General features: G+C 58.3%; 20 protein-coding genes. 10 read left to right on the top strand and 10 right to left on the bottom strand.

The annotated features are described in order from the left end of the window. Positions 1 to 8: 8 nt before the first annotated feature. The 10 genes from IE117_RS25195 to IE117_RS25155 all read left to right on the top strand — a co-directional run bounded on the left by IE117_RS25195 (position 9) and on the right by IE117_RS25155 (position 11,382). The gene (locus IE117_RS25195) at positions 9 to 2,345 is read left to right on the top strand and encodes a TonB-dependent receptor (RefSeq protein ID WP_229581473.1); all 2,337 of its coding nucleotides are present in this window, start codon (positions 9 to 11) and stop codon (positions 2,343 to 2,345) included. After that, on the top strand, positions 2,345 to 3,040 hold the full coding sequence (locus IE117_RS25190) for a phosphatase PAP2 family protein (protein ID WP_189568801.1): 696 nt from the start codon (positions 2,345 to 2,347) through the stop codon (positions 3,038 to 3,040). Before IE117_RS25195 ends, IE117_RS25190 begins: the two co-directional genes overlap by 1 nt. Before the next feature lie 183 nt (positions 3,041 to 3,223). Continuing rightward, positions 3,224 to 3,595 (top strand): YkvA family protein, encoded by a 372-nt coding sequence (locus tag IE117_RS25185; RefSeq protein WP_189568799.1) that lies wholly within the window; start codon positions 3,224 to 3,226, stop codon positions 3,593 to 3,595. Between the two features lie 132 nt (positions 3,596 to 3,727). Then, positions 3,728 to 4,441: a ZIP family metal transporter gene (locus IE117_RS25180; RefSeq protein ID WP_189568796.1), complete on the top strand. Its 714-nt coding sequence runs from the start codon at positions 3,728 to 3,730 to the stop codon at positions 4,439 to 4,441. 79 nt (positions 4,442 to 4,520) lie between these two features. Beyond that, positions 4,521 to 7,037: a heavy metal translocating P-type ATPase gene (locus IE117_RS25175; protein ID WP_189568793.1), complete on the top strand. Its 2,517-nt coding sequence runs from the start codon at positions 4,521 to 4,523 to the stop codon at positions 7,035 to 7,037. A 54-nt stretch (positions 7,038 to 7,091) separates the two neighbouring features. Then, a complete protein-coding gene (locus IE117_RS25170; protein ID WP_189568790.1) occupies positions 7,092 to 8,111 on the top strand; it encodes a cation diffusion facilitator family transporter in 1,020 nt (339 codons plus the stop codon). 329 nt (positions 8,112 to 8,440) lie between these two features. After that, complete coding sequence (locus tag IE117_RS26360) at positions 8,441 to 9,235, top strand: di-heme oxidoredictase family protein (protein WP_229581471.1); 795 nt, start codon at positions 8,441 to 8,443, stop codon at positions 9,233 to 9,235. Positions 9,236 to 9,269: 34 nt separating this feature from the next. Further along, complete coding sequence (locus IE117_RS26355) at positions 9,270 to 9,641, top strand: di-heme oxidoredictase family protein (protein WP_229581469.1); 372 nt, start codon at positions 9,270 to 9,272, stop codon at positions 9,639 to 9,641. 11 nt (positions 9,642 to 9,652) lie between these two features. Beyond that, positions 9,653 to 10,114: a QcrA and Rieske domain-containing protein gene (locus tag IE117_RS25160; protein WP_189568786.1), complete on the top strand. Its 462-nt coding sequence runs from the start codon at positions 9,653 to 9,655 to the stop codon at positions 10,112 to 10,114. A gap of 5 nt (positions 10,115 to 10,119) precedes the next feature. Beyond that, on the top strand, positions 10,120 to 11,382 hold the full coding sequence (locus IE117_RS25155) for a hypothetical protein (RefSeq protein ID WP_229581467.1): 1,263 nt from the start codon (positions 10,120 to 10,122) through the stop codon (positions 11,380 to 11,382). A gap of 110 nt (positions 11,383 to 11,492) precedes the next feature. Here the strand turns inward: IE117_RS25155 and IE117_RS25150 are convergent, their stop codons facing one another. The 10 genes from IE117_RS25150 to IE117_RS25105 all read right to left on the bottom strand — a co-directional run bounded on the left by IE117_RS25150 (position 11,493) and on the right by IE117_RS25105 (position 24,282). Further along, a complete protein-coding gene (locus tag IE117_RS25150) occupies positions 11,493 to 12,137 on the bottom strand; it encodes a class I SAM-dependent methyltransferase (protein WP_189568783.1) in 645 nt (214 codons plus the stop codon). Positions 12,138 to 12,211: 74 nt separating this feature from the next. Next, complete coding sequence (locus IE117_RS25145) at positions 12,212 to 14,119, bottom strand: heavy metal translocating P-type ATPase (protein ID WP_189568782.1); 1,908 nt, start codon at positions 14,117 to 14,119, stop codon at positions 12,212 to 12,214. 15 nt (positions 14,120 to 14,134) lie between these two features. Then, positions 14,135 to 14,755: a hypothetical protein gene (locus tag IE117_RS25140; protein WP_189568779.1), complete on the bottom strand. Its 621-nt coding sequence runs from the start codon at positions 14,753 to 14,755 to the stop codon at positions 14,135 to 14,137. Between the two features lie 9 nt (positions 14,756 to 14,764). Beyond that, positions 14,765 to 15,940, bottom strand: a complete 1,176-nt coding sequence (locus IE117_RS25135) for an efflux RND transporter periplasmic adaptor subunit (RefSeq protein ID WP_189568776.1) — start codon at positions 15,938 to 15,940, stop codon at positions 14,765 to 14,767. Positions 15,941 to 15,988: 48 nt separating this feature from the next. Continuing rightward, positions 15,989 to 20,368: a CusA/CzcA family heavy metal efflux RND transporter gene (locus IE117_RS25130; protein ID WP_189568773.1), complete on the bottom strand. Its 4,380-nt coding sequence runs from the start codon at positions 20,366 to 20,368 to the stop codon at positions 15,989 to 15,991. A gap of 83 nt (positions 20,369 to 20,451) precedes the next feature. Next, positions 20,452 to 20,772 carry a DUF6660 family protein gene (locus IE117_RS25125; protein ID WP_189568770.1) on the bottom strand — a complete coding sequence of 107 codons (321 nt, stop codon included), beginning with the start codon at positions 20,770 to 20,772 and terminating at the stop codon, positions 20,452 to 20,454. Positions 20,773 to 20,916: 144 nt separating this feature from the next. Then, the gene (locus IE117_RS25120) at positions 20,917 to 21,561 is read right to left on the bottom strand and encodes a tetratricopeptide repeat protein (RefSeq protein ID WP_189568767.1); all 645 of its coding nucleotides are present in this window, start codon (positions 21,559 to 21,561) and stop codon (positions 20,917 to 20,919) included. 232 nt (positions 21,562 to 21,793) lie between these two features. Continuing rightward, on the bottom strand, positions 21,794 to 22,351 hold the full coding sequence (locus IE117_RS25115; RefSeq protein ID WP_189568764.1) for a DUF2911 domain-containing protein: 558 nt from the start codon (positions 22,349 to 22,351) through the stop codon (positions 21,794 to 21,796). A gap of 102 nt (positions 22,352 to 22,453) precedes the next feature. After that, positions 22,454 to 23,023 (bottom strand): DUF3347 domain-containing protein, encoded by a 570-nt coding sequence (locus IE117_RS25110; protein ID WP_189568761.1) that lies wholly within the window; start codon positions 23,021 to 23,023, stop codon positions 22,454 to 22,456. Between the two features lie 59 nt (positions 23,024 to 23,082). After that, entirely contained in the window at positions 23,083 to 24,282 is a 1,200-nt protein-coding gene (locus tag IE117_RS25105) for an efflux RND transporter periplasmic adaptor subunit (protein ID WP_189568758.1), read from the bottom strand.

Below are 24,282 nucleotides of genomic sequence, written 5' to 3'. Positions count from 1 at the left end.
CACCCACTGTGACTGTTTCCGGGGCGGTCAGCGAGCAGAAGACCAAGGCCGCAATGCCTTACGTCAACGTGATCTTGAAGACTGAAAAGGACTCGGCCTTCGTGTCGGGAACGGTGACCGACGAGGCGGGGCGGTTCACGTTGGCCTTGGTCAAGCCGGGCAGCTACCGCCTGGAATATTCCCTCATCGGCTACGCCACCAAACGCCAGCCGCTCTACGTGGGCAGCCTGACTAACTTCCTCGACGCGGGTACCGTCGAACTGGCCGAGGACGCCCGGCTGCTGAACGAAGTCGTGATTACGGGTCAGCAGGAGGGATTGAGCGACAAGATGGACAAGAAAACGTTTTCCGTCGCCGACAACATCAGTCAGGCGGGCGGCTCGGTGCTGCAGGCCATGCAGAACCTGCCGGGCGTTGCCGTGCAGGAGGGCAAGGTGATGCTGCGCGGTAGCGACCGCGTGGCCGTGCTGATGGACGGCAAACAAACCGCCATCACGGGCTTCGGCAATCAGCAGGGACTGGACAACATCCCGGCCTCGGCCATCGAGCGCATCGAGATTATCAACAACCCTTCGGCTAAATACGATGCTAACGGCAACGCCGGAATCATCAATATCATTTACAAAAAGAATAAGCAGGAAGGCTTCAACGGCAAAGCAGGCTTCACGACGGGTCTGGGGGCGCTGTGGGTCAAGCGCGGGAACCTGCCCGGTATCCGTCCACAGTACCAGGCCACGCCGAAGATCAACCCTTCCCTCTCGCTCAATTACCGCAAGAATAAGGTGAATGCCTTCTTTCAGGGCGACTACCTCTACACCCAAACGCTGAACAAGAACGAGTTCGTGACGCGCACTTACGACGATGGCACCGTCATCGACCAGCAGACTAAGCGGAACCGCAACACCACGTTCATCACCACCAAGGCGGGTATCGACTGGAACATCAATGACTCAAATCTGTTGACCGTTTCGGGCTTGTTCGGCAGTGAGAAAATCCTCGATAACGGCGACGAGCCGTTTTTCACCGAAAACCTGACCAACCGCTACCGCCTGTGGCAGTTCCTGGAAGACGAACTTAAAACCACCGTGGTGGCCTCGGCGGCCTACCAGCACAAGTACGCCCAGCCCGGCCATTTGCTGAACCTGGGCTTCAACTACACCTTCCACCGCGAGGACGAGAAGTACTTTTTCACCAACGCTTTGCCTTCTTTCACCGGAAAGGACTCCTTTAAACTACTGTCGGACGAAAACGTGGCCGACCTGACGCTCGATTACGTGCGCCCGCTGCGCTATGGGCGCGTCGAGGGCGGCTTCAAGTTCCGCCGCCGGGTGATTCCCACCAATATGCAGTTTTTCCCGGGGCTGAACTCGCCGCTCGATTCACTGGCGGGCGGGAAGGCCACCTACGGTGAGACGATTCCGGCGCTGTACGGAAACTATGTATTTGAGAATCAGAAATTCGAGGCCGAAGTCGGGCTGTGGGTGGAGTACTTCAAGCTGCGCTACGTGGTCGATCCCAACCACCCGACTTACCAAAGCGACGGCTATAGCTACACGCAACCCTTTCCGAACGTGCGGCTGGCCTATAAACTCAACGAGCGCAACAAGCTGTCGCTCTTCTACAACCGCCGCGTGGATCGCCCCAACGAGGTCGATATTCGTATTTTCCCCAAGTACGACGATGCCGAGATTATTAAAGTCGGCAATCCGGCGCTGGGCGCACAGTTCACCAATACCTTCGAGCTGGGCTTCAGGGCGGGCCTGAACCGGGGCTATTTCTACACGGCGCTCTACCACCGCCAGGCGGACGGCACCATCACCCGGATCGGCAGCACGGTGCCGGGCAGCTCGATCATTTACAACATTTTCCAGAACGCGGGCCGCAGCTACAATACGGGTCTGGAGGTCGTCTTTTCGCAGGAAATAAGCAAAGCCCTGTCCTTCAACCTGAACCTCAACGGATACCGCAATCAGATCGACGCTTTCACAGTGCGGAACCTGTATCCCGTTCCGAACACGTTCACGGCGGCAAGGCAGGAAATGTTTTCGGGCAATGTAAAATTGAACACCGCTTTGCGTTTGCCCAAGGGTCTGAACGCGCAGTTGACGGCCATCTACCTGGCCCCCGACCTGGTGCCGCAGGGCCGCATCGGCAGCCGCTTCTCGCTCGATGTCGGGGTGAAAAAAACGCTCAACAAGGGCCGCGACGAGCTGTTCATCAACGCCACCGACCTGCTGAACACGATGGTGATCCGCAAGACGGTAAACGGGCAGGGATTCAGCTATGTCAGCAACGACTACTACGAAACGCAGGTGATTCGGGTGGGCTACACCCGCAAATTCTGATGGGAGAAGCCATATCGGCCCGCCTGCGAAAGGCATTCCGCTTTCTGGATTTCCAGGACGACCGGAAAAAGGCCATTCATGTATTTATCTTTCTCACAGCACTCTTTGTGCTATTGATGGCCTTCGTGCTCATTCTGCCAAAGTCATTCATTGACCTGGAATTTTCGGAAGAGGTGCAGGAACACCCCAGCCCCTGGCTGGATGCCCTGATGAAAGGAGTTAGCTGGTTCGGTAACCAAATCGTGGCGATTAGTCTTACCCTAGGTACCTCGCTGATATTTCTTTTGTTTAAATACAAAAGAGAGGCTCTGTTCGTTGCCCTCACGCTGCTGGCCTCGGTAGCCAATTTTGGTTTGAAAGTCTTGATCAATCGGCCCCGCCCGACGGAAAAACTCGTGAACGTGCTGGTAAAGGCCCAACACCAGAGCTTTCCCAGTGGACACACGGTTTTTTACGTCACATTTTTCGGATTTCTGGTGTACCTCATGTACCAGTTGCGCGGTATCGATGAGCGGCTGCGCCTTTCGGTCGGTGTGGTTAGCGTGCTGCTGATTGCGGCGGTGCCGTTTTCGAGAATTTACTTGGGGGCGCACTGGTTTACCGATGTGCTGGCGGGCTTTGTTTTCGGGCTGCTTTGTCTGGCGGTTCTGGTTTATTTTTATTTCAAAGGGGGAGGAAAAGGTGCGGTTAGTTAATTACATTCTTATTTCTCATCACTCCTGAAGCGAAAAACAAATGGGGCCTTTCAGGTTAGTTAATTCTTCCCTTTAGACTAAAGCGGAGGTATAATAGTCAATGCTGCTCAGTTTCGAATTAGTTGAAAACAAGCTTCATTTCTAAATATTAGTGGCTATACGCAGTGTTTGAAATAGCGCATCATGTTGCAAAAAATCAAACAATGGGCCCGCGAATTGAAGCGAAAGCTCATTATCATGCACTTGGCTCAACAGGATAAACGGACGCCCTGGTACGCCAAAGCCCTAATCCTGACGATCATTGCCTATGCCCTCAGCCCGGTCGATCTGATACCCGATTTCGTTCCGGTACTGGGTCTGTTGGACGACCTGATTCTGCTCCCAATTTCCATTTACCTGGTCATCAAACTCATTCCGTCCCAGGTTATCCGCGATGCGACGCAAAGGGCCGAGTCCTATGAATGGTCCAAAGAGCGGAACTGGTTTGGGTTGGTTTTCATCATGGCCGTGTGGGTGGTGTCGGCCTTCTTCCTCTATCAATATTTTGCCCGATAATTCACGCCGCACTACCCGTGACAAAGCGCTCATGGAATAATATTTGTAGCCTGGGCAAGAGTATACTGTCCGTTTCTCAGCCCCCGGGCTTTCTCAGTAGTTTCCTAAAAGAGAAAGCCTAATCCTTCAATCATGGAAAACCTTTCCAGCGTAGCATTGTACGCCACCATCGCCGCCGCCGCCTTACTGGTAGGCGGCATTATAGCCATCCTGAGAAAGCCGGGAATCCGCATGAGGAGCGTCATCCTGCACTTCGCGGCGGGCGTCATCTTCTCGGTGGTGGCCGTCGAGCTTTTACCCGACATCATGGAGCGGCACATCATATGGGAGATCGTCGTCGGCTTCGGGGCTGGCGTGGCGCTGATGCTGGCCCTGCGGTACTTCCTTGAACCCGCCGAAGAAGCCCCCGACGGCGGGGAATTTCCCGCCGCGCTCATCGCCATCATCGCCGTCGATCTGCTGGTGGACGGCGTAATCATGGGAATCGGGTTCATATCCGGCACAGAAACCGGCACATTGCTGGCGATTGCCATTTCCATCGAGCTGGCCGCGCTGGGCATGGCCACCGCCACCTCGCTGGGAAGCCGGAGGGTGACCACCAGAACCGCCGTGCTATGCCTGGTTGGACTCGCCCTGCTCGTCTTCGTCAGCGCCGTGCTGAGTGCGTGGCTGCTGGGGGGCATCCCCGATGCCTACCTGGAAATCGTGCTGTCCTTCGGTTTGGCGGCGTTGCTTTTCCTGGTTACGGAGGAATTGCTCGTGGAAGCGCACGAAGGCAGTCAGTCACCCCTTATCACGGCGGCCTTTTTCGCCGGGTTTCTGCTGTTCATGCTACTGCCGGGCTAACCGCCGCCATCATCATTCTTCCATTTTGGAGGAGAAGAGACATTTTCATTTTCAAGAAAAAAGCTGAATCATATATATTATGGAAAAGATCAAGATGCAAATCCCCGTCGTCCTGCCCGGGGTGCCCGACGAAAAGGACGCGTGCGTGACCCGGCTCATCCACCGGATGGAGCAGCAGGATGCCATTCAGAAAGCGCACATAGCCGAAGGCGAAGACGGGCAGGGTCCGCAGCTTTGCTTTCACTACGATCCCGACGTTCTCTCGATGGACCGCATCCGCTCGATCGTGCAGCAGCAGGGTGAAGACCTCACCCGCGATTTCGGCCACCTGCTGGCGCAGGTCGAAGGTGTGCGGCACACCCGCCACGCCCGGCAAATTGAGCGTAGCCTGCGCGGGCATGAGGGCCTACTGGACGTTTCCGTTTCGGCCTCCGGCCTGGTGCGGATTGAATTCGACAAAACGGCCACCGGCGGCGCAGCCATCCGGCAACTACTGCGGGATGAAGATTTGCAGGTAACAGACGAAGAAACAGCCGATACCCGGAAAACCACTCCCGCGGAATCCGCCGACCACGTTCACAAGGAAGGCGACGGACACGACCATGATGAGGACGAGGCACACGAGCACAGCGAGGGCGATGGCCACGATCACGATCACGGCGGATTTCTGGGGAAGAATACGGAACTCTACTTTTCGCTCATCTGCGGCGCGCTGCTGGGCGTCGGCTTCGGGCTTTCGTACGTGGACGCGGTACCCGCCTGGGTGAGTCTGGCGCTATATGTCGGGGCTTACGGCTTCGGTGGGTACTTCACGGCGAAGGAGGCCGTCGAGACGATCCGGGCGGGGGGCTTCGAGATCGACTTCCTGATGCTGGTGGCCGCTGTTGGGGCAGCCATTTTGGGCGAGTGGGCCGAAGGGGCCCTGCTACTGTTCCTGTTTAGCCTGGGGCATGCTTTGGAAAACTACGCGATGGGCAGGGCCCGCAAGTCCATTGCGGCCCTGGCCGACCTGGCCCCCAAAACGGCCCTGCTGAAGAAGGACGGCAGAACCGAAGAGGTAGGCATCGAGACCCTGGCCGTGGGCGATGTCATCGTGGTGAAGCCCAACAGCAAAATCTCCGCCGACGGCGTGGTGGTGGACGGCAGTTCCAGCGTAAACCAGGCCCCCATCACGGGGGAAAGCGTCCCGGTGGACAAAACCGCCGTGGCCGACCCGGCCAAAGAGTACACGGCCCAGGACGACATCAAAGACGAAAACCGGGTGTTCGCCGGCACGATCAACGGTAACAACACTCTGGAAGTGAAAGTCATCAAGGCCGCCAGCGACTCCACGCTCTCGCGGCTGGTGAGGCTGGTCAACGAAGCCCAGACCCAGAAATCGCCCACCCAGCGCTTCACCGACAAGTTCGAGAGGTACTTCGTCCCGTCGGTGCTGGGGCTGGTTGCCCTTCTCAACCTGGCCTTTCTGGTAATTGACGAGCCGTTCAGCACCAGTTTCTACCGGGCGATGGCCGTGCTAGTGGCGGCAAGTCCGTGCGCCCTGGCGATCTCGACGCCCAGCGCGGTGCTGAGCGGCGTAGCCCGTGCCGCCCGGGGGGGTGTCCTGATCAAGGGCGGTCGCCCCCTCGAAGACCTGGGCGTGCTGACGGCCCTGGCCTTCGACAAAACCGGCACCCTGACCGAGGGAAAACCCAAACTCACCGAAGTGGTGCCTTTTGGCGAAATGACCGAGGACGATCTGCTCAAAACAGCAGTAGCCGTCGAGAACCTGAGCGACCACCCGCTGGCGAAAGCCGTAGTGCGCGACGGGAAGGAACGCCTGCCGGAAACCGATATTTCCGAGGCCAAAAATCTGGAAGCCGTGCAGGGAAAGGGCATCAAGGCCACGCTGGGGCAGGATAAAATTTACATCGGCAACCTGGAACTATTCGAAACCCTGGATGATAAAAAGCCGTCGCCGGAGATCGAGGAGAAGATACGCGCTATGGAAGCGGCGGGTCAGACGACCATGCTCATCCGGCGCAACGACGACTACATCGGCGCGCTGGCCCTGATGGACACGCCCCGCCCCGAGGCCAAGGCTACACTGGCCGAGTTGAAAGAGCTGGGCATCCGCCGGATGATCATGCTTACGGGCGACAACCAGCAGGTCGCCGACGCGGTAGCCAAAGAGATCGGCCTGACCGACGCCTGGGGCAGCCTGCTGCCGGAAGAAAAGGTGGACGCGATCAAAAAACTGAAAGAGGAAGAAGCCAAGGTGGCGATGGTCGGCGACGGGGTCAACGACGCCCCCGCGATGGCCAACAGCACGGTGGGGATTGCGATGGGAGCCGCCGGTTCGGACGTGGCCCTGGAAACCGCCGACATCGCCCTGATGGCCGACAAGCTCGAAACGCTGCCCTTCGCCATCGGCCTCAGCCGGAAGGCGCGGGCCATCATTCGGCAGAACCTGTGGGTGAGCCTGGGCATCGTGGCCCTGCTCATTCCGGCGACGATCCTGGGCGTGGCCAATATCGGCATCGCGGTGGTCGTTCACGAAGGCTCAACCCTGCTGGTGGTCTTCAACGCCCTCAGGTTGTTGGCTTACAAGAAATAGGAATGAGGAGCCTGAAACCGCTGACCGTTCTTTTCACAACCCGCACTAAATCCGATGCCGAAAGACAATAAAAGCAGCAGCACCAAAACGGCCTTTTTCCTTAACCTGGCCTTCACCGTGCTGGAACTGGCCGGGGGGCTGATCTCCGGGAGCATTGCCATCATCGCCGACTCGCTGCATGATTTCGCCGACAGCCTCTCTCTGGGGCTGGGCTGGTACTTCGAGCATAAAGCCGAAAAGGAAAAAAGCAACGAGCGGTACACCTACGGCTATCAGCGTTTTTCGCTTTTGGGTGCCCTGGTCAACGCACTCGTGCTGGTGCTGGGGGCCGTTTACATATTCTACGCCAGCATCCGGCGCATCCTTGACCCGCAGATGCCCGACGTGCCGTGGATGATCGGAATCGCCGTGCTGGGCATCGTCCTGAACGGAATCGGAGTCTGGAAACTCAAATCAGGCAAATCCCTCAACAAGCAGGTCATGACCATCCACCTGCTGGAGGATTCGCTCGGCTGGCTGGCGGTACTGGCCGTCAGCATTATCCTACTGTTCAAGGAACTGCCCATCCTCGACCCCATCCTGGCCATTGTCATCAACCTGGCGGTGCTGGTCATGATCTCGTTCAAATTGGTCGATGTGGTGAAGATTTTTCTTCAAAGGGTGCCGGAAGGCGTGAACGTGCCTCTGCTGGAGCAAAAGGTGCTGTGCCTGGACGGGGTAAAGCTAATCCGCCACTTCCATGTCTGGGGGCTGACCCAGAAGAAACTGGTGGTCACCCTCCATGTTAAGACCGGGGATCTGACCCCGGCCCGGCAGAAAGCCCTCAGGCAGGAGATCCTGGGTGTTTTCGGGGATCTGGACACGGAACACGTCACCATCGACCTCGAGGAGTTCACCCGGTACGTTGAAAAACTCTTCGAGAACCAGGCACACCGGCTCGACCCGCTGGAGGACGGTGTCCGCGACAAGGTGCTGCGCTTGGCTGAGGACCGCCACGCCCGGACGAACTGCAGCAGGGAGGAGGCTCTGGAGCGGGCCATCGTCCAGGCGGAAATGGAACAGCATAAGCTGTAAACGCCAGCCGTCATCTGCCGATCTCGCCTGAACACCGCAACCAGCCCGTAGGGTAGGCCAAAAACACCCCGCAATTCCACAGGTTGCGGGGTGTTTTGTTGTTACCTCTGAACTTCTTGTTTTGCCAGACGATGGACTCAATATGGCAGTAGAATAAATCGGCAAGTCGAAAATAATTTTCTATCAAGTTTTGATTGTTTTTTTGGCTAGTCTAAAATTATATTTAGATTATAAATATTCTTGCTACATTTGCTGATGGTTTCGTTAACCCCGCTGTTAATCTTACCCTATTTAGCCATTGGCATTCAACCATGTACGATCAGTTTATTTTGAGAAAAACTACTCTTTCATTTTTACTTAGTGTCGCGTCGTTTGCCTTTGCTGTTATTGCCTGCAAAGAATTAGGTCCTGCCGCCCCCAGGGAAGACCAACTACTCGATGGGCCAGTAGCGGGACTTACCCCGTCGCAATCGGCCCGGCACCTGGCTGGCGACATTGCCTTCAACGATGAAATATTCACGCCTGAAACGGGACTTGGGCCGGTATTCGTGGCCAATAGCTGCGGCAGTTGCCACCCTGGTGATGGTAAAGGACATCCTTTTACTACGTTGATTCGCTTTGGCCACACCGATAGCCTGGGTCAAAACGAGTTCGACCACGGGTTTCAAATACAGAACCGGGCCATTCCGGGCTACGAACCTGAGGAACTGCCCAAAGGGACTCCCTTTGCTAAGTTTACCCCGCCCAGCAATTCCGGGCTGGGCTACCTTGAACTGGTAAGCGACGAAGATATTCTGGGTATGGCCGCTGCCAACGCCAAGAACCCCGATGGGGTGCGGGGACACCCAAACTGGAACCTGTTGCCCGGCTACGTTACGCCCCGCCCGAACAGCAGGCGGCAGGGAAATCGGTATATAACGCGCTTTGGTAAAAAAGGAAGTGTTTACAACCTGTTTCATCAGACGGTGGTAGCCTACAACCAGGACATGGGCATCACGTCGACTTTTGATCCGAGTGACGTGTACACGCTCAAATCCATCGATCCCGAAGTATCGGACAGGAAAGTGCGGGATGTAGTCTTCTACTTGCAAACGCTAAAAGCACCCATCCAAGCGCAACCCTGATGACCCTGCCGTATTGAGAGGCCAGCAGTTGTTCGTGCAAACAGGTTGTGAAAGCTGCCACAAACAAACGCTGAAAACGGGATACTCGCCCGTGGCTGCCTTGGCCAACACCGAATTTCATCCCTACACAGACCTGCTCCTGCACAACATGGGGCCGGGCCTGGACGATGGCTACACGGAAGGCTCCGCTGGCGGAGCCGAGTGGCGTACCCCCCCGCTGTGGGGGCTGGGGCTGGCCCAAAATTCGCAGGGCGGGCAGGTGTATCTTATGCACGACGGACGGGCACGCAGTATCAGGGAAGCCATCAGGATGCACGGTGGTGAGGCTGCCAGCATTCAAAAGCGTTTCGAGGAAATGCCCGCTGCCAGTCAGGCTGATGTCATTGCATTTCTTAAATCACTCTAAGCCTATTCTTCATGAGGACACCAGATAAACTCGACCGGCAAACATTTTTGAAGACCTGCGGAGCCGTTTGCCTGGCAGCAGCGGGGCTTCCGGTGCTGGTGAGCAGTTGCAGAAGTGTGTACTACGCACAGAAGCCCGTCCTAAAAGGGAAAACCATTGAACTCAGCCGGAGCGAATTCGAGCAGGTGAGCAAAAAGGGAGTGACCACGCTGCGCAACTACGTGCTGGTGGAGCTGCCGGGTCAGACCTTTCCTATTTATCTGCACCGCACGGGCGAAGCCTTCACGGCTGTATTGATGAAGTGTTCGCACCAGGGCAACGAGCTGAACGCCCACGAGGGCTTTCTCACCTGCCCGGCCCACGGTAGTGAATACGATGCGCAGGGCCGCGTAACGGAAGGCCCCGCCGACCGGGACCTCACAGCCTACCGCGTAAGGGCTGATGACCAGAAAATTTACATCCTTATCGCCTGACTTATATGATAAACAAACTTTTACCCGTATGCCTGCTGGTCGCCACATCGGTCTTTGGTCAGGTTCCGGTCGCGGTCGATACGACCAGCAATGCCAAAATGGATGCACTGTTTGGCCGGGATACGACGCTGCATACGCCCAAAGACGAAAAGATGAACCTCGATGCCGCTTACAACCGCCCCTTTCTGCGGCCCGGCAAACTGCCCATTTCGATAGGGGGCTATGTAGAAGCCAACACGCAGTACGCAAATACCGACGGGGTTAGTGAGGGGCTGTCGTTTCAAATGCCCCGGATGACGATTTTCATGGCCGCGACCATCAACCGGCGCATCAAGTTTTTGACCGAAATCGAGTTTGAAGACGGTACCAAAGAAATCAATATCGAATTTGCCTCGGTCGATTTCCAGTTCAACTCCCTGCTCAACCTGCGTACCGGCATCGTGATGAATCCGATTGGCTCGTTCAACCAGAATCACGACGGCCCCAAATGGGAATTCGTTGACCGGCCCCTCTCATCCACCCGTATTATTCCCTCCACCTTCAGTAACGTGGGATTTGGGCTATACGGAAAAAAATACACCCGCGACTGGGTATTTGCCTACGAAGGTTACCTGACCAACGGCTTTGACAATTCAATCATCGCCAATACGCAAAACCGGACGTTCCTGCCCGCAGCCAAGGTCAACCCCAACCGATTCGAGGAAAGTTTCAACGGGGTACCTCTGGTTACGCTGAAAGCAGCCGCAAAACGGCGCAAATTCGGGGAAATTGGTTTGTCGTGGATGGGCGGTATTTATAACAAATTTCAGGACGACGGCCTGGTTCTGGATCAGCGTCGGCGGGTCGATTTATGGGCGGTGGATTTCAATACGGTGCTGCCCGGCTCGCGCACGTATATCAATGGCGAGTTTGTCTGGGCGCGGGTAGATGTACCTTCCACCTATTCACAACAGTTTGGCCGTCGTCAGCAGGGGGGCTGGCTTGATGTGGTGCAGCCGGTGCTGCGGGGCCGGATGCTGGGCTGGAACACGGCCATACTGAACGTGGCGGCCCGCTTAGAGCGTGTGGACTATAACGTAGGCACATTCAACGAAACGAACGGGAATATTTACGATGAAATCTGGTCCGTTGTACCAGCCGTTAGTTTCCGTCCGTCACCCACCACGGTGATTCGGGCCAACTACCGGTACCGGTGGGACACCGATATATTGGGCAACCCACCCGCCCGCACAGCCACCTTTCAGGTTGGCTTCTCTACGTATTTCTAACTTTTTTGTGAATGAATACTGCCCGCCAATGATGACCAGCGTTTCCAGAAGAGAAAACTGCTTGGAGCTGTGGGGATAGCTGCCATCGTCATCCTGCCAGGCCTGGCGATTTAGGGTCTTCTTTCACCCGTGCAGCGGTAGGCAGCCCCCAGGTACAGTTCCTCGAATTCAACTGTCTTCATGTACTTTTCCACCGACTGCCAGGGACGGAATCGCTCGTACTCCCGGCTCACGCCGAACGGTTTGTTGAGCCATATGCCCAGTTTGACCGCCCATTCCGGCCACTTTTCGGGATGCTTCAACCCCAGGAGGGAAAGACGCCTTCCGGGTAGCAGTTCACCCGCCAGCCGCTCGATCACGGGGTCGTATTCCGGCACCATTTCCAGGGCGAAGGTGGCAAGCACCCCGACCGTACCCTGTGGGATTGTCCATTGCACGAGGTCGGCCTCCACCAGCTCGACGTTCGCCCAGCCCGCCCGGTCGGCCTTCTCCCGTGCTTTCGCCAGCATGGCTCCGGACAGATCGACGCCGATCACGCGGCCGCTGTCCCCTACGGCCTCGATCAGAAGCGTCAAATTCGCCCCCGTTCCGCAGCCTAGGTCCACCACTGTGTCGCCCGGCCTGAGCCGCAACATTTCGATGGCCCTGCGCCTGTGCTTTGTGACCCCCAGAATACGGTACCCCAGCAGGGCGATGTCATAGAAGCGGGCCGTTTGGCCGTAGAGCCGCTTTATTTGTTCGTTGTTCAGTATCATATTGCTAAACGGTTGGTAATCTTTAAAATGAATCTCACCTTTTCAGTCCTGAGGGGGCCGGAAAGCCGGATGTTTCAGACTGATTTCCTCTGGATCCTGACCGCGTTCATAATGGCCAGCAGGGCCACGCCGACATCGGCGATGACGGCCTCCCAGAGTGTGGCCACGCCGCCTGCCCCCAGCAGCAGCACAATCACCTTCACTCCCATCGCCAGCCCGATGTTCTGCCACACGATGCCTTTGGTAATCTTGCCAATTTTAATGGCTGTCACGATTTTGGCGGGCTGGTCGTTCTGGATGACGATGTCCGCCGTCTCGATGGTGGCGTCGCTGCCCAGGCCGCCCATGGCAATGCCGGCGTCGGCCAGGGCGATCACCGGGGCGTCGTTGACCCCATCGCCGACAAAGGCGATGTGCCTCCCCTCGTTTTTTAGCGCCTCGACCTTTTTCACCTTGTCCTCGGGCAGCAGGTCGCCGAAGGCCTCGTCCACCCCGACCGTGCGGGCCACCTTCTCCACCACGCTCTGCTTGTCGCCGCTCAGCATGACCGACCTGATGCCCATTTCACTGAGTTCTTCGACCGTTTGTTTCGCATCTTCCTTGATCTCGTCAGAAATGAGGATGTAGCCCGCATACCGCCCGTCCACCGCCACGACCACCACCGTATCGGCCTCCCGGTCGATGGCCACGTCGTACTTCACCCCAAACTTGCGCAGCAGCCTGGTGTTTCCGGCCAGCACCTCCCTGCCGTCCACGGTTCCTTTCAAGCCGTGGCCCGGCACTTCCTCCACGTCCCCTACCTCGGCCCCTTCCGGGCTGTTCCCGGCGTAACGGGTGACGGCCAGCGCAATCGGGTGAGTGGACTTGCTCTCAATGGCGGCGGTAAGCCTGACCAGTTCCTTTTCGTCAATGCCGTCGGCCACCACTTCCTGCACGTTGAACACCCCTTTGGTGAGGGTTCCGGTCTTGTCCATGACCACCGTGTCCACTCCCGTCATCACGTCGAGGAAGTTGGAACCCTTGAACAGGATGCCGTTCTTCGAAGCCAACCCGATGCCCCCGAAGTAACCCAGCGGGATCGAGACCACCAGGGCGCAGGGGCAGCTTATCACCAGAAAGACCAGGCCCCGGTAGAGCCAGTCCCGGAAGACGTAGTCGGAAACGAAGAAGTAGGGCAGCACCACCAGCAGGACAGCCAGCGCAAACACGATGGGCGTGTAAACTTTGGCGAACCGGGAGATGAAAAGCTGGGTGCGGGACTTGCGAGCCGTGGCGTCCTGCACCATTTCCAGGATGCGGCTGAGCTTGCTGTCGCGGAACAGGGCGCGGGCTTTCACCTCGGCCACGGTGTTCAGGTTGATCATCCCGGCCAGCACCTGCTCGCCCTTTTCTTTGGAATCGGGTTTGCTCTCGCCCGTCAGGGCGGCGGTGTTGAAGGTGGCCCGCTCGGACAGCAGCTCACCGTCCAGCGCCACCTTCTCGCCGGGCTTCACCTGGATGGCCTCGCCTATCTCGACTTCGGAGGGTTCCACCGTCTGCACCCTGCCCTGACGGATCACATCCACCGTGTCGGGCCGGATGTCGAGCAGGGCCTTGATGCTTCGCTTGGCCCGGTTCACGGCGACGTCCTGGAACCACTCGCCGATGGCGTAGAACACCATGACCGCCACGCCTTCGCTGTACTCGCCGATGGCGAACGCGCCGAGGGTGGCCACGCTCATCAGGAAGAACTCGTTGAATATGTCGAGCCGCCTGGCCTTCCTGAAGGCCAAGTCCAGCACCTTGTAACCCGCCAATAAGTAAGCGGTAAGGTAAATTGCCAGGCGCGGCAGTTCGCCGGGCACGGCCCCGAAGCCGTATTCGGCGGTGAGCATCACCGCCAGGATGAGCAGCGACAGCAGCAATGGCCAGTGGGTGAGCCAGTCGCTGGCCTCGCCCCCGTGGCGGTGGGAATCGTGTTTTTTTACTGGTTTTTGTGTCATGGTTTATTGGGTTTCTTAAAATTCAGTAAAAAAATTAAAGGCCGCCAGCCCGCAGAGCGTCATCCCGGTAATGAGTTGCTCGTTGTGCCGCAGCCAGCCGATGTCCAGCTTCTCCAGCCCCCGCTGTCCCAGCCCGACCATTGCGAGCATGCCGGCCAGGGTGAGGACATTATATAAGGCCGCCAACACGGCCACGGCGCGCCAGCCCATCGTCCCCGCGCTGAGGAAATAAGCGCTGATCTCGAAACAGGGCGAAAAGAACATGACGACCACCAGCGACAGCAGCAGCCGTCGGTGGCTTCTGCCCCTTGCATTCCCCGCTTCCAGATGGGTGTGGGAGTGGCCCAGGTAATGCTGCATGACAAACCACAGCCCGAGGATCAGCAGCAGCAGCGGGACAATTCGCCCGGCGATCAGTTGCTGGCTGTCGGAGAGCTGGAACCCCGCGTAGCTGACCAGCAGGCCGAAAATCGTGGTGCTCAGCGTGTGGGCGGTACCCGCCAGGAAAGTGGTTCGCAATAGGGTCGCCCGGTCCCAGCCCCGGGCGTTGCCAATCGTGACGAAGGGCAGCCAGTGGCTGGGGATTACCGCGTGGATGAAGCTGAGGACGATGCCGCCCAGAATGATTTGTTCCATGGGTCATTGTCAGTGGCCTTCCCCCTCCTCCTCCGAATTTTTAAGTTTCGACAACAGGGCGTAGGCTCCCTTCATTACAACTTCACGGCTTCGGTCGAAATCCTTCGGCAGCGTCACCTGCGCGTAGCCGTTTTCCGTCACGCCCCGGGCTACCTCCACCATCTCGAAAGTGCGGCTTTCGGTGGAATCGGCCCGGACGAAGATGTAGGGCCTGCCCTCAAAATCCACGATCGCCTCCTCCGGCAGGGCGGGCACCGGGCTGGCACCAGTCTCGATCACGGCCCGCACGAAGTTGTTGGGCAGCATGCCGTGGTCGTCGTGGTCGAGGTGGCCGTGGATCCTGACGGTGCGGTCCTCGTTTATTTTCTGGTTGATCAGGTACACCTTGGCCAGGTGCTGTTTCGCCGGATCGTTGCTGAGCGTGAAGCGGATGGTCTGGCCGATCTTTATTTTCGGAACGTCGTCCTCAAACACGGAAATTTCCACGTGCAAATGCTCCGTGTCCACGATCTCGAACATGACATCGGTCGGGTTGACGTACATGCCCAGGTTGACGTTGACCACCGTCACCGACCCGCTGATGGGCGAAACGACCGGGAATCGGGTCACCAGGTTGCCGTCGGCGAACGACTTGGGGCTAATGCCGGCGATTTGCAGCCGCCCCTTCAATCCCGCCAGCCGGGCTTTCTGGGTCTTGGCGTCCGCCGTGGCCTGCTGCAGCACCTTGCGGGCGTTGACGTTCTCGCGGCTCAGTTCGGTCTGGCGGGCGAGTTCGAGTTCGGCGTATTCCAGTTGGCTGGCCGTCTCGAGGTAGTCCTGCTGCATCTTGATCAGGTCGGGGTTCTCGATGGTGGCCACCACCTGCCCTTTCCGCACCCGCTTGCCCTGCAGCAGGTCGGTGCTGCGGACGAAGCCGCCGTAGGGGGCCGAAATGCTGACCAGGTTCTGGGGGGGGGTGTCGATGACGCCGTTGGCCACCACCGTGCCGCTCAGGCTGCGCTCCGTCACCAGGCCAGTGGCGATCCCCGCCGTCTCGTACTGCGCTTTGGTCAGCTCGACCCGGTTTTCGTCCCCTTCCTCATGGGGTGCCGAGGTGGCCTCCCCACCCTCGGCTTCCGTCGTCGGGGTATTGTCACAGGCGAAAAGGCCCGCCAGCAGGGCCAGGATAATCAGTAGGTTCTTCATTTGGTTCTTGTCTTTTGGTATAAAAAATGGAATGTAGGCGCGGGCCGGTCACTGGCCCAGCAGGAATTCTATTTCGATAACGGCCCGGTTGTGTTCATCGAGCAGGTCCAGGTACCGCGACTGAATGTCCAGCGCCCGGTTGAGGGCCTGGGCGAACTCGAGATAGCCGATCTCACCCGCCTCGTAGGCCAGCGTGGCTTTCGCCCGGATTTCCCCGGCGAGGGGCAGGTTCTGCTCCTCGTACAGAGTCAGGCTCTGTTCGGTGGCCTGGTAAGCACGCACCGCCTGCCTCAGTTGGGTGCCGAGTTGAATCTCCGCCACGGCCAGTTGATTGCGGGCGAGTTCCTCGCTGATCCTGCCCGCCTCGATCCGCGCTTTGGACGCACCCCGGAAAATGGGTATGGCCAGCCCGGCCTCGACGCTGTGGAAGCGTTTGCCCGCCCCGTAGAACACGTCCGCACCGTTGCGCCGGTAATCGCCGATCAGCGACTGGTTGAGGTACCCCACTTTGAACTGGGGAAGCAGGGACGTTTTTTCCAGGTCCGTGGATCGTCTCGCGATGAGGAGCTCCTGCCGGGCAAGTCGAAGGTAGGGGTTGTCCGAAATTCCCGCCGTGTCCGCCAGTGCCGCCGCAAGGTCGCGCCGCAGCGCGCCGCTGCTGTCCGGCAGGAGCAGCACGGGGCTGTTGGTAATGGCGCGGAGCTGTTCCCGCAAAGAGGCCGTCTCGGCCCGGTTGCGGATCAGCAGCGCCTGCACGTCGGCCAGGGTGCTTTGGGCCACGGAATACTCCAACTGGTTGCCCTCCCCCGTGCGGTAGCGCAGGTCGGCAGCCCGCACGAAGCGTTCGGCCCGCTCCAGTTCTTGCCGCAGCAATTCCTCCCGACGGTCGAGCAGCCGCAGGCCGTAGTAGGCTTTCCTGATGTCGCGGGTCAGGGCGGCGCGGGTCACCTCGACCGAGAGCCGGACCCCGTTCACCTCCTCGTCCAGAAGTCGGCGGCGGGTCTTGCCGACGCGCGGGTGGGGCAGCGTCTGGGTGAGGTTGAAGCTATTATCGAAGCGGTAGCTGTTGTACTGCCCGCCCGTCCAGGTCAGGTCGGTTTTGGGGATCTCGGTTCCGGTGCCCAGCAAGGCCTGCCGGTAGTCCACCCGGAACACCCCCGATTTGACTTCCAGGTTGTTGGTCATCCCGGTGCTCATCGCTTCGTCCAGCGTGACGCGGCGGATCGGCGGCGTCGGCTCCTGCGCCGAAGCGGCTGAGGGAATGCCGATGGCCGCCACGAGGAACACGACCAATGCCTTCCCGTTGATCTTTTTGGCAAAGCGCTTCTCGACCATCAGGTAGAGCGCGGGCAGCACCAGCAGTGTGAGCAGCGTGGCCGTCACCAGCCCGCCGATGACCACCGTGGCCAGGGGCCGCTGCACCTCGGCCCCGGCCCCGTGGGAAAGGGCCATCGGCAGAAAGCCCAGCGACGCCACCAGAGCCGTCATCAGGACGGGCCGCAGGCGGGTTTCGGAACCCCGGAAAATGACCTCCCGCAAGTCGGTCATCCCCTCGCGCCGCAGGTGGTTGAACTCGCCGATCAGCACGATGCCGTTCAGCACCGCCACGCCGAACAGGGCGATGAAGCCGATGCCCGCCGAGATGCTGAAGGGCATGCCGCGCAGCCACAGCGCCAGCACGCCGCCGATGGCCGACAGCGGGATGGCACTCAGGATCAGGATGCTCTGGCGCAGGGACTGGAACGTGAAGTACAGCAGCACGAAGATCAGCAGCAGGGCGACCGGAACCGCCACGCCCAGCCGGGCGCTCGCCTCGCGCAGGTTCTGAAACTGGCCGCCGTAGGTGGCGTAGTAGCCGGCGGGCAGCTTCACGTCGCGGTCCATTTTGGCCTGCATTTCCTCCACGATGCTCTCCACGTCGCGACCCCGCACGTTGAAGGCCACCGTGATGCGACGCTGGGCGTTCTCGCGCTGGATCTGGTTGGCACCGGGCTTCATTTCCACCCGGGCCACTTGCTCCAGGGGAACCTGCTGCCCGTCGGCGGTGGTGATGAACAGCTGCCGCACGTCATCGATGGTGCGGCGGCTGGCCCGGTCGAGGCGCACCACCAGGTCGTAGCGCCGCTCCCCTTCGTACACGACCCCCGCCGCGCTGCCCGCGAACGCGGTGCTCAGCGTGCGGTTGGCCTGCTCGATGCTGATGCCGTACCTGGCCAGCTTGGGGCGGTCGAATTCCACGACAATCTGCGGCAGGCCGCTGACGACCTCCACGTACAGGTCCTGCACGCCCTCGATCTGGTTGGCCACCCGGCCCACCTTTTTGGCCTGCTCGGCCAGCACGTCGAGGTCCTCCCCGTAGATCTTGACCGCCACGTCCTGCTTCACGCCCGTCATCAGCTCGTTGAAGCGCATCTGGATGGGCTGCTGAAAGCCGAAGGTGACGCCCGGAATGGTCTCCGTCAGGTACTCCTGCATCTTGTCGGCCAGCTCTTCCCGCCCCGAGGCCGCCGTCCATTCCGACTTCTCCTTCAAAACCACCATCACGTCCGCCGCCTCCACGGGCATGGGGTCGGTGGGGATTTCGGAGGAACCGATCTTGCCCACCACCTCGATCACCTCGTCGGGAAACTCTTTCAACAGCAGCCCGGCGGCCTGCTGCACGGCGTCCGCCGTTTCCGACAATGAACTGCCGGTCAGCACGCGGGTCTCGATGGCGAAATCACCCTCGTCGAGCTGCGGGATGAACTCGCCGCCCATATTCAAGAACATGACCAAACTGAGGGCGAAAAGCACCAGCGCCGTGGCGATGACCACCACCTGCCGCCGCAGGGCGAAGCCCAGAACGGGCGCGTAGAGACGGTAGGCCCCGGCGATGAAGCGGTCCGAGAAGTTGGGCTTGTGGTTGGGTTTCTTGCTCAGAAACAGGGCTGAGACCATCGGCACGTAGGTCAGCGACAGGATGAACGCCCCCAGGATGGCGAAGCTGACCGTCTGGGCCATGGGCCGGAACATCTTTCCCTCGATGCCCACCAGCGCCAGGATGGGCAGGTACACGATCAGGATGATGATTTCGCCGAAAGCCGCCGAGTTGCGGATCTTCGAGGCGGAATCGTACACCTCCCGATCCATTTCGGCCTGGCTGAGTCGGTGGTCGTACTTTTTCCCGTTAATGTGATGCAGGGTCGCCTCCACGATGATGACCGCCCCGTCCACGATCAGCCCAAAGTCGATGGCCCCCAAGCTCATCAGATTGCCCGACACCCCGAAGAGCTTCATCATGGACACCGCGAAGAGCATGGCCAGCGGGATGACCGAGGCCACCACCAGTCCCGCCCGCAGGTTGCCCAGCAGCAGTACCAGCACGAAGATGACGATCAGCGCTCCCTCGACCAGGTTCTTCGACACGGTTCCGATGGCGCGGTCGACCAGCTTGGTGCGGTCGAGGAAGGGGTCGATGGCCACTCCCTCGGGCAGGCTTTTGCGGATCTGCTCGACGCGCGCCTTGACGTCGTCGATGACCGCCGAAGAGTTGGCTCCCTTCAGCATCAGCACCAGGCCGCCCACGACCTCGCCCTCGTCGTTGAGGGTCATGGCCCCGTAGCGCACGGCGTGGCCGAAGCGCACCGTGGCGATGTCCCGCACCAGGACGGGTAGGCCCTGGGCGGTTTCCCGAACCCTTATGTTGCGGATGTCGTCCAGGCTGCCGATCAGTCCCTCGCTGCGGATGAAGTAGGCGTTGGGCTGCTTGTCGATGTAGGCCCCGCCCGTATTCTGGTTGTTCTGTTCGAGGGCCGTGAACAACTCGTCCATCGACAGGTTCATGGCCCGCAGCTTATCGGGGTCGATGGCGATTTCGTACTGCTTGAGGTAGCCGCCGAAGCTGCTCACGTCAGCCACGCCGGGCGTACCCAGCAACTGCCGCCGGACGATCCAGTCCTGAACGCTGCGCAGCTCCATGGCCGTGAATTTATCCTCGTAGCCCGGTTTGGCCTTCAGTAGGTACTGGTAGATTTCGCCCAGCCCGGTGGTGACCGGAGCCAGTCCGGGGGTCCCGGCACCGGGCGGAATCTTGTCCGCCGCATTGCCGAGCCGCTCTACGACCTGCTGCCGCGCCCAGTAGATATCGGTACTTTCCTTGAAAACGATGGTAATCACCGACAGGCCGAAGCGGGAGATGGAGCGGATTTCCGTGATGTCGGGGATGGTGGCCATTTCGGTTTCCACCGGGAAGGTGACCAGCCGCTCGACTTCCTGGGCGGCCAACGAGGGGCTGGTGGTAATGACTTGGACCTGGTTATTAGTGATGTCGGGGACGGCGTCGATGGGAAGTCGGGTCAGCGAGTAAATCCCCACGGCGATCAGCGCCAGCGTGAAGAGTCCGATCACCAGCTTGTTATGAATGGAGAAATGGATGATTTTGTCCAGCATGAAAATTTGGATTTAGTGTAACAGGATTTTCCGGCCCAGACCGGGCGGTCGGGGCGTGGGAAACTGACGGGAAGGGTGTCACACTAAGCTCTGGGCGGCTGCCAGACGGAAGAAGCCCCGCCGGAAGGAGTGGCGGAGGTGTAGGGGGATGCCGAAGGCCTGGCAAAATCAGCAACAGGCTTTTCGGGTAGGGAGGTTTTCAACACGGGGATGTCCATGCCCGCGCAGCAGGTGCAAATGCAGAAGGGGGAGCAGAGATCCGGCGTCTCGTGGGGCGAATGATCGGCCCCGGCTGTCAGTAAGGCAACGGTGTTCTGACCGAAATCAACGAGTGCGCTGTCCTGACAGGGAAAGCAGGAAAGCAGCAGGATGTAGAAGGCCAGTACGTGCAGGGTGATTCTCATTGAGCGGCAAAGGTACGAAAAATACAAGTGCAACAGGGTTTCAGAAAGAAGAACCCATAGAGACCGCTTGATAACCCAATTGGCGAGAGTTGTGAACGAAACTCTACCGTTATCTAGTTGAGCCTATTTCCGGTCATATGGCAATCATAGAATTTGTTCCAGTGCTTTCAATGACCATTCCGCCGTTGGGCTACCAAGTTGTACAGCCTTCTTGACATAGGCAATGCCTTCCCTTACCCGTCCGATTTTTGCAAGTGACATTCCCTTAATGTGATATGAATTGGGATCGTTGGGATCATGTTCGATTACCCTTTCCAAATAGCCCAGACCCTCTTCAAATCTTTGATTATCAATAAGAAAGTCGCCGATAGTTAATGCAATGGTTCTTTTTGAAACGAAAAGCATCTTCTTTTTGCCCAAATCCCACTCTTCAATATCCTCTGTTTGGTGAGTGTCATACGAGTCTATTAGAAATCTCAGACCACTGGTAGTGTCTCTTCTCTTATGCAAGAGCATTCCCAGCCGATACAAGATTAAATAATTGCTCTTATCTAAGTTGAGTGCCGAGAATAGATCCTTTTCTGCATGAAAAGTATTCCCGCCGTCCAGATGAGCCGTTCCTCTCATTAAATATAGAATCGGGTTGTCAGGAAACAATCGAATGGCATTAGAAAAATCTTGAATGGCACCTACATAGTCCTCCCTATCATATTTTTCAATTCCAGACTTTGAAAGTGTGTGTAAATCAGAATCTGATTTCTCACCAAAAAAAAATTCAAAGATATCCATATTGAAACAGTAGATGTGTGTATGTTTAAAATGATTTTTTCTGGGGTACATTATCCTGATATAGCTTTACACCACTTCGATAACCTTCTGAAAATAAGCTGTTCGGCCACAATCAGAAAAATCAAAAGAATTGTGAATCGGCATTTCATTAGTGATTTGCCGACCCATTAAGCCACAGCACCTACCGGCGATTAGCGGCAGAAAACAGGGCGTAGTTTTCACACTGCGGTTTTCATTTGTTCTGAAAGGGCAGGGAAACTCCTACCTTCTCCCAGCGCATTCTGATTTCCCCCTTGTGCTTTCCTTCCGGTACCACTTCGTAAGTCAGCGCTTCCGTCAAGTCGTTCTGAGTTTCGGGTTTGACCTGCACCCGGACCACATCCTGTTCAGGTTTATAGTCGTCCGCCAGGTGCATGTCCCAGTCCCGACTGAGGATGAGCGTCCACTCCGCTGGTCCGGGAATGGTGAAAAAGCCATACTTGCCTTTCGGTACAGTTTGGCCATTGATGACGACATCCTGAGAAAAATCAACCCAGGTTGCCTTGTGCGCGCCCGTCGCCCACACCTGGTCGTAGGCTACCAGCCCATTCCAAATCTGCCGACCTCGAACGCTGGGTGATCCGTAGTCGATGTGAACATGATTGTCTCCGACCATTGCCATCGCGCTGGTGCGGGGGCTTTTTGCCTTGGCTGTTGTTGCATTTGCCTCAGGTTGAGTGTGGTTTTCATGTTGGGCGGAAGCGGATGAGGCAATCAGGGCTACGCAAATGATTTTGAAAATGGAGTTCATGATTTTAAATGGTTTTGGTTGGCTTTTTACAGACTGTTTGGGTATTGGATAAAACTAGCGGCGACGACTAATCCATCGTCTCCTTTTCACTTTCAAAAATGTTTACTGGATGCTTTCCCGAGTCTCACCACAGGAAAGCATTGCTTCTCCCATGTACGGATTCCGAATCTCCCGCGTCGAGCTCATCCAGGTAGCCCCTTCGTTATCGAAAGCCATCGGGCAGTACTGCACGTGAACCTGTCCTTCGGCTAACCCGGACGCTTTTACCAGTTTTATCATATTCTGGCTCAGGCTTCCGTAGGCCTTTCGCTGGGCCTCGACGGTCGAGGCGGCGGAAACCCTGGCGGCGGCTGAAGCGAGTGCCCTTCCCCCGGACACGCCCGTGGCACCGGCCTCGATGGCGTTGGCCGCAATTTTGGCTGCATCGACGTCCGCTTCGGTGAGGGCGTTGGTAAGGTGGGCGTACTGTGCGTAAACGGCATTCAATCGGTCGTCTTTAAGCTTTGCAATACTGGTGGTCGGGCCTGTCGGCACTGTCTTTTCCTGCGATGACTCAGGCTGCGCCATTTCGGCATGATCGTGGTCGGCGGTCTTATTTTCCGTCTTGTCACCGCATGCCGTGATCAGAAATGCCAGCGTAATCGGCAGGGCCAGTTTTACTATTTTTTGCATCGTTCTTTGCGTTTGCTTATTTGTCAAATGTTCAAATATCGGATAGCCTGCAACCACGCTCAGTGATTGTGCTCGCCCGCCGGAATTTTTCCTTTTTTGAGTACATACTCGCTGTACAGCAGGTAGGCACCCGACAGAACCGCCACCTCCCCCTCTTTCAACCCCTCGGTAATCTCCACCCGGTCGAAGTTTTCGGCCCCCAGCCTGACGGATTGCGCCTTGAAGGTACCCGGTTCGGTTTCCAGCCAGACGTGCGCCCCGCTGCCATCGCGGATAACGGCGTCCACGGGCAGGGTGACGGCTTTTGAGTTGACACTGACGGGCACCTGCACGAAGACCTGCATGCCGGGACGGTACTGGTCGCCGGGATTCGACAGGCTTCCGCGCAGCGTGAGCAACTGGCTGCCGGCCTGTAGAGCCGGTTCGATGAAGTCGATCCGCATGGCGCGGGCATCGCTTTCGCCGCCCGCCGCCCGCACCTCCACCGATTGCCCTTTCTTAATTAGGCCCGCCTCTGAGGGATAAATGTCCGCCTCGATCCAAACGCTCCGGTAGCCTTCCAGCCGCAGGACGGAGCCGCCCTCGGGTACGTACTGCCCTTCGGTGACGAACAACTCGGCCACCACCCCGCTGGCCGGGGCGGGATAGGAAACGTAGGGGTCGGTTTTTTTGCCCGTGCGCAGGGCTTCCAATTGTTGGGGCGACTGGTCGTACAGTTCCAACCGCTGGCGGGCCGCCTCCAGAATGCTCTGGAAGCGGGCGTTGTCGGGAAACTGCTCAGTCTGTGCCACTGCCACCAGGTACTCCTGCTGCAGGGAGGCCAGTTGTTCGGAATAGATTCGGTACAGGGTCTGCCCCTTCTTGACCGTCACCCCCGTTTCCCGCACGTAAAGGTTCTCGATGCGCCCCGGCACCCGGCTGGTCACGTACTCGATCTGTTCGGGGTCGATCACCACCCGGCCGTTCAGTTGTTTGGCCGACGAGAATGCGCCCGTCCGAACGGTGTCCGTGGTGATGTTGGCCAGCAGTCGCTGGCTTTCGCTGAGCGTGAGGCTGGCCTGATCGGCGTTCCGTTCCACCGGGACCAGATCCATGCCGCAGATCGGGCAGGTACCCGGTGCGGGCTGGACGATTTGCGGGTGCATGGGGCAGGTGTAGCTGGTGCCGCTCGCCTCGGCGGATTCTTCCGGTTTGCCCTTGCAGAACAGCAGGAAGGTGGCCGCAAACAGGAGAAATGATATTTTCAGTAGCTTTTTCAT

Origin of the sequence: Persicitalea jodogahamensis (assembly GCF_014651615.1) — a bacterium.
In the GTDB taxonomy this organism is placed as follows: Bacteria; Bacteroidota; Bacteroidia; order Cytophagales; family Spirosomataceae; genus Persicitalea; species Persicitalea jodogahamensis.
This window is presented reverse-complemented; position numbering and strand designations above follow the sequence as displayed.

Coding starts and splice junctions, on each gene's coding strand:
- IE117_RS25135 (WP_189568776.1), bottom strand. CDS start 15,940: ATGAAGAACCTACTGATTATCCTGGCCCTGCTGGCGGGCCTTTTCGCC.
- IE117_RS25170 (WP_189568790.1), top strand. CDS start 7,092: ATGCCGAAAGACAATAAAAGCAGCAGCACCAAAACGGCCTTTTTCCTT.
- IE117_RS25125 (WP_189568770.1), bottom strand. CDS start 20,772: ATGAGAATCACCCTGCACGTACTGGCCTTCTACATCCTGCTGCTTTCC.
- IE117_RS25185 (WP_189568799.1), top strand. CDS start 3,224: ATGTTGCAAAAAATCAAACAATGGGCCCGCGAATTGAAGCGAAAGCTC.
- IE117_RS25105 (WP_189568758.1), bottom strand. CDS start 24,282: ATGAAAAAGCTACTGAAAATATCATTTCTCCTGTTTGCGGCCACCTTC.
- IE117_RS25150 (WP_189568783.1), bottom strand. CDS start 12,137: ATGATACTGAACAACGAACAAATAAAGCGGCTCTACGGCCAAACGGCC.
- IE117_RS25175 (WP_189568793.1), top strand. CDS start 4,521: ATGGAAAAGATCAAGATGCAAATCCCCGTCGTCCTGCCCGGGGTGCCC.
- IE117_RS25115 (WP_189568764.1), bottom strand. CDS start 22,351: ATGAACTCCATTTTCAAAATCATTTGCGTAGCCCTGATTGCCTCATCC.
- IE117_RS25120 (WP_189568767.1), bottom strand. CDS start 21,561: ATGGATATCTTTGAATTTTTTTTTGGTGAGAAATCAGATTCTGATTTA.
- IE117_RS25160 (WP_189568786.1), top strand. CDS start 9,653: ATGAGGACACCAGATAAACTCGACCGGCAAACATTTTTGAAGACCTGC.
- IE117_RS25140 (WP_189568779.1), bottom strand. CDS start 14,755: ATGGAACAAATCATTCTGGGCGGCATCGTCCTCAGCTTCATCCACGCG.
- IE117_RS25110 (WP_189568761.1), bottom strand. CDS start 23,023: ATGCAAAAAATAGTAAAACTGGCCCTGCCGATTACGCTGGCATTTCTG.
- IE117_RS25145 (WP_189568782.1), bottom strand. CDS start 14,119: ATGACACAAAAACCAGTAAAAAAACACGATTCCCACCGCCACGGGGGC.
- IE117_RS25155 (WP_229581467.1), top strand. CDS start 10,120: ATGATAAACAAACTTTTACCCGTATGCCTGCTGGTCGCCACATCGGTC.
- IE117_RS25130 (WP_189568773.1), bottom strand. CDS start 20,368: ATGCTGGACAAAATCATCCATTTCTCCATTCATAACAAGCTGGTGATC.
- IE117_RS25190 (WP_189568801.1), top strand. CDS start 2,345: ATGGGAGAAGCCATATCGGCCCGCCTGCGAAAGGCATTCCGCTTTCTG.
- IE117_RS25180 (WP_189568796.1), top strand. CDS start 3,728: ATGGAAAACCTTTCCAGCGTAGCATTGTACGCCACCATCGCCGCCGCC.